The sequence below is a fragment of the Kitasatospora sp. NPDC091257 genome (genome assembly GCF_044757675.1).
GTDB lineage: Bacteria > Actinomycetota > Actinomycetes > Streptomycetales > Streptomycetaceae > Kitasatospora > Kitasatospora lactacystinica.
Genome location: NZ_JBIVVI010001028.1, coordinates 1 through 3,315, shown reverse-complemented (window position 1 = coordinate 3,315; position 3,315 = coordinate 1). Strand labels below are relative to the sequence as shown.

At 73.5% G+C, this 3,315-nt stretch carries 2 protein-coding genes; both read left to right on the top strand.

Features of this window, described 5'->3' with window-relative positions; all coding sequences use genetic code 11:
- The first annotated feature begins 426 nt into the window (after nt 1-426).
- The gene (locus ACIQOV_RS33830; protein ID WP_401054608.1) at nt 427-1,629 is read left to right on the top strand and encodes a glycosyltransferase 87 family protein; all 1,203 of its coding nucleotides are present in this window, start codon (nt 427-429) and stop codon (nt 1,627-1,629) included.
- A gap of 42 nt (nt 1,630-1,671) precedes the next feature.
- Nucleotides 1,672-3,291 carry a DUF2079 domain-containing protein gene (locus ACIQOV_RS33825; protein WP_401054606.1) on the top strand — a complete coding sequence of 540 codons (1,620 nt, stop codon included), beginning with the start codon at nt 1,672-1,674 and terminating at the stop codon, nt 3,289-3,291.
- The last annotated feature ends 24 nt before the right edge of the window (nt 3,292-3,315 follow it).

Genomic DNA, 3,315 nt, shown 5'->3' with positions numbered 1-3,315 from the left:
CGACATCTACACCACTACGCCCCCTCTTGCCCGCCCCGACGCTCTTCCGATCTGGGTTCGAATCCCCTCAGCTCCACCCAACGGACCGGCTCAGGCCGGTCGACGAAATCCCGCCGGGAGGCAACTCCCGGCGGGATTTCGCGTTTTGGGCTCCAGGTCCGGGGCCGCCGCCGCCCGGAGTCCGCTGTGGGGGAGATCACATCACCCTTCCGGGCCCGTTTCTGACGCGGTTTGGGGCTCGGAGGGGTCGGTTATGGTGGGTGGGCCCAGACGCTGACGAGGGAACGATCTGGTCTATCTCAACGGGGTGCCATCGCGGTGCGCGAGTTCGGTCTGAAACGGTGGGTGCGGCGGTCGGGTCCGGAGAATCCCGGAGGCGCAGCGGAAACCGGAAGACCGAATTCCTGGACCCTCCCGGCGGTCTGCGTGGCGGCGGTGTCACTGGCGGTGTTCGCCTGGTTCCGGCACAGCCACGGGGCCACCATGGTCGACATGCTGGTCTACCGGGCCGAGGGCCAGGCCGTCGTCCGCGGCGAGGACCTCTACGCGATGCGGCTGCCCGGCTGGGACCTGCCGGCCACCTACCCGCCGTTCGCGGCGATGCTCTTCGTGCCGAGCACCTGGTTCGACGTGAGCACCCTGCGCGTCCTGGTGATGCTCCTCAACTACGCGCTGCTCGCCGCGGCCGTGCACCTGTCGCTCAAGCTGGCCGGCTGGCCGAAACAGCACCGGGCGGCCGTGGTGATCCTGGCGACCGGCCTGGGCATCTGGCTGGAGCCGGTCTTCACCACCTTCCAGTACGGGCAGGTCAACCTCGGCATCCTCTGCCTGGTCCTGTGGGACCTGACCCGCCCGGACCGCCACCGCCTCAAGGGCGTGGGCATCGGCCTGGCCACCGCCATCAAGATCACCCCGGGCCTGTTCGCCGTCTACCTGTTCCTGACCGGCCGGGTCCGGGCCGCCCTGGTCTCGGCCGGCACCTTCCTGGCGGCGGGCCTGATCGGCTGGGCCGTGCTGCCCGACGCCTCGTACGGGTTCTGGACCACCTACCTCTGGGACCCGAGCCGGGTCGGCGTGACCGTCCTGGTGGACAACCAGTCGCTGCGCGGCGCCGTCTGCCGGCTGCTGGACGTCAACGACCCGGGCCTGGTCGGGCTGATCGCCTCGGCGCTGGTCGCGACCTTCGGGCTCGGCGTGGCGGTGCTGGCCGGGCGCTCCGCGCGGGTGCTGCGCCGGGCCGACGCCTGGGGCGCGGTCTGCGCCGCGCTCACCGCGCTGCTGGTCTCGCCGATCAGCTGGACCCACCACTGGGTCTGGTGCATCCCGCTCCTCGCCCTGCTGGCGGTGGAGGCCAGGACCACGGCCCGGAGGGTGCTGTTCGGCCTGACCCTGCTGGTCTTCCTCTCGCACGTCATGTGGACGGTGCCGCACCGCTGGGGCCGCGGGGTCGCCTGGTACTGGCAGCTGCCCGGCGCGATCTACCCGCCGATCGCCATCGCCGTCCTGGTCGTCCTGGGCGTGCGGCTGTACCGCGCCCGGCGGCAGGCCGTGGAGGCCGCCGGCGGAGGGGTCCGGGCCCTGCTGGCCGCCAGGCTGGACCGCGATCCCGCACTGACGAACCGGACCTGACGGCCGGACCCACGGACCCAGACCGGACGGATCGGACCTGACGTGACCACCCAGACCGCACCCCCGCCGCCGGCCGCCGCCGTGCCCGCCGCCCGCCGGCTGGCCGAGGCCGTCCTGCTCGGCCCGGCCCGGCGCACCCTGCTGCTCACCGCGCTCTGCTTCGCGGTGACCTGCGCCATCGGCCTGCAGGGCTGGACGTCCGTGTCGCTCGGCGGCTTCGACCTCGGCATCTTCGACCAGGGCGTGCGCGGCTACGCCCACTTCGGGCTGCCCGTCTCGACGCTGAAGAGCTTCCACCACGAGTTCCCGCCCGGCTTCTCGCTGCTCGGCGACCACTTCTCGCCGGTGCTGGCACTGCTCGCCCCGCTGTACTGGATCTGGGACGACCCGCGCTCGCTGATCATCGGGCAGTCGCTGCTGTTCGCGGCCGGGGTGCCGCTGATTCGGCGGATCGCCGGGTACGCCTTCGCCGCCGCCGAGCCGCGCACCGCCCGCCGGGCCGCCGACCTGGCCGGCCTGGCTTACGGCCTCGGCTGGCCGCTGCTGGTCGCCGCCCGGGTGGGCTTCCACGAGGTCGCCTTCGCGGTGCCGCTGACCCTGCTGATGCTGGAGCGCGGGCTGGCCCGCCGGTACGGCACGGTGGTGCTCGCCGCCGTACTGCTGTGCTGCACCAAGGAGGACCTCGGCCTGATGGTCGGGGCGTACGGGCTGGTGCTGCTGCTGCGCACCCGCCGTACGGAGGACCGGGCGGGCCGCTTCACCGGCCTGGGGCTGCTGCTGGGCGGGCCGGTCGCCTCGGCCGTCGCCATCACCTGGCTGATCCCGGCGATGGGCGGGCAGCCGGGCTACTACTGGAACTACGGCTCGCTCGGCACGGACGGCGGGGACGCGCTGCGCAACCTGCTGCACGACCCGTTCCTGCTGGTGCAGGCCGCCTTCGACCAGCCGCTCAAGCCGCTGCTGCTGCTGTGGCTGTTCGGCACCACGCTGCTGCTGCCGCTGCGCTCGGCCACCGTGCTGTGCGCGCTGCCGCTGCTGGCCGAGCGGATCCTGTCCAGCAACCCCAACCACTGGTCGATCGCCCGGCACTACGACTCGCTGCTGTGGCCGATCCTGCTCACCGCCGCGATCGAGGTGCTGGGCCGGCTGAGCGCCGCCGGGCGGCCGGAGCGGAGCGTGCGGCGGGCCCGCCGGCTCGGCCTCGGCGCGGCCGGGATCGCGCTGGTCGCCGCGGTGCCGATCGGGCTGCTGCCGCTGGCCGTACCGTCGTCCTGGGCGCCGAAGACGAGCGAGGCGGCGCTGGTGCGGGCGGCCGCGCTGATCCCGGACGGGGCGTCCGTCGAGGCGGACAACCAGATCGCGCCGCGGCTGACCGCCCGGGCGGACGTGGTGCTGGTCGACGGCACGCCGCGCGGGCGCGAGTACGTGCTCACCCGGGGCGACAAGCGGTCCTTCCCGTTCAAGACGGACAAGGAGCAGGCCGAGCGGATCCGGCTGCTGCTGGCGCACGGCTACCGGCAGCTGTGGGCCGAGGACGGGGTGGTGCTGCTGCACCGGGAGGGCGACGAGCCGATCCCCGGCGAGCACGTGCCGGGGCCGGGCAGCGAGCCGGTCCAGGACGAGGTCCCGTCCGACGTGGGGCACAACCTCTTCCGCGGCTGACGGCCGCCGCCCGAACACGCCGCG